The sequence below is a fragment of the Verrucosispora sp. SN26_14.1 genome, assembly GCF_004307965.1.
GTDB lineage: Bacteria > Actinomycetota > Actinomycetes > Mycobacteriales > Micromonosporaceae > Micromonospora.
Genome location: NZ_SISL01000729.1, coordinates 1 through 1,872 on the forward strand (window position 1 = coordinate 1; position 1,872 = coordinate 1,872).

General features: G+C 74.9%; 2 protein-coding genes. One reads left to right on the forward strand and one right to left on the reverse strand.

Annotated elements, in window-relative coordinates; genetic code table 11:
• Window positions 1–726: YbjN domain-containing protein (locus EYA84_RS31375; RefSeq protein WP_131057798.1), on the forward strand; the 726-nt coding region annotated here is incomplete at its 5' end.
• Window positions 727–781: 55 nt separating this feature from the next.
• Here EYA84_RS31375 and EYA84_RS31380 read toward each other — a convergent pair.
• A partial coding sequence (locus tag EYA84_RS31380) for a S1 family peptidase (RefSeq protein WP_131057799.1) occupies window positions 782–1,872 on the reverse strand: 1,091 nt, incomplete at its 5' end.

Here is a 1,872-nt window from a genome sequence, read left to right on the forward strand (position 1 = left end):
GACGGCGACCGCGCGGTGCACCGGCCGGCATACCGGGGACGGCCGGCGGCGCAGGTCACGGTGAGCGCGCTCGGCACCGAGCTGCTCGCTGTCGCCACCGCGCTCGCCGGCAGTTTCGACGCCCGCAACGGCACCGGCCACCAGTCCGGCCGGATCGCCGCCTGGCTGGCCGAACGCCCGCTGGCCGAGCCGGTGCCGCTGCCGGGTGAGGACGAGATCGAGCCGGACGACGAGCCCTGGCCCGGCGACCCGACGCCGACCGGCAGCGGGACCGGGGCCGAGGTCAGGACGGACGACTCCGCCGGTCAGACGGCGGACGAGGTCGGTGCACTGACCGTACGGATGATCACCGAGGCGTTGGACCGGCGGGGCGACGGGTACGCCCTGGACCCGACCGGCACCGTGCTCGGGCGCTGGGGCGACGCGGTGATCCAGTTCCGGCGGGCCGGGGAGCGCGGCGAGATCCTGCACGCCCGGGTGGTCGCCGGTCGTCGGCTGCCGGCCGCCCGTCGGGCCGAGGCGTACGCGTTCTGCAACGGGTGGAACCGGGACCGGCTGCTGCCCAGCGCGTACGTGCACGATCCGGGCGAGGGTGAACTGGTGCTGGCCGGCGAGGTGACCACCGACCTGGCGTACGGGGTGGCCCCGGCACAGGTCACGGTCCTCGTCGACGCGGCGGTCCGCACGGGCGTCGCGTACGCGGAGGCGGTCGCCGCGCTGCCCTGAGCGGACATGCGCCGGCCCGGCCGGACGGGACGCGTCCGACCGGGCCGGCGGGGAATCAGCGTCGGCTGCCCAACGTGGCGAAGTTCTGCGTGGTGAGCAACGTCAGGTTGTTGCGTTGCAGGATCTCGTTGACCGGCTGGTAGAACGTCGTGCCACCGCGTACGCAGTCGCCCGAGCCGCCGGAGGTGACGCCCTGCGCCTGGCTGCCCGAGATCCACGAACCGCCGGAGTCACCGGGCTCGGCGCAGACGTTCGTCCGGACCAGCCCGCTGACCAGTCCCTCCGGGTAGCGGACGGTGGCGTTGCGGGCCTGCACGGTGCCGCAGCGTACGCCGGTGGTGGAGCCGGACCGGCAGATCGACGACCCTGCGGGCACCTCCTGCGAGCCGGCGACCCGGGCGATGCCGCCCCGGAAGTCGGTCACCTCGGGCAGCACCCGGGTGTTCTGGTTGACCTGCACGAAGGCCCAGTCGTCGCCGGGGAAGGAGGAGGCCCGGAACACACCCTGCAACTCGCCGTCCGGCCCCGAGGTCCGGGCACCGACCCGGCCGCAGTGCCCGGCGGTCACGTAGCCGCCGACCACCGCGAACCCGACCGAGCAGCGGCCGGCGCCGACGAAGAAGGGCTCGCCGCCACGGACGTCGGCGAAGAGTCGCGGCTGCTCCTCGGTGGCCATCCGGACCGCCTGCCGGGATACGCCCGCACGGGCCACGAAACGCCAGCCGGCCGCTTCGGCACCCGGTGCGGCGAGCACCACCACCGTGTTGGTGGCGACGTCGACGTACCAACCGGAGACGTTCTCGGCCCGCCCGGCGGTCCGGTCCATCCGGGTCTTGATCGCGTCGAGCTGACCGACGCCACGCTCCACCACCTTCGGCACCGCGCCGGTGGCGCGTACCCGCTGTGCCTGGGCCTCGTCGGCGACCGCGACGTTGAGCTGGGCGCCGTCGGCGCTCAGCCAGCTACCGGCGTAGTCCCCGCCGAGGTCCGACCGGAGCTGCTCGACGACCCCGCTGGCCCAGCGTTCGGTCTTCAGCCGCGCCGCGACCTGCGCCTGGTCCAGCCCCAGGTCGCGACGCATGGCCTCGACCACCTCCGCGTCGGCGCCCGCCACGGCCTGACCGGTCGGCGCGGTGCTCGGCGCGC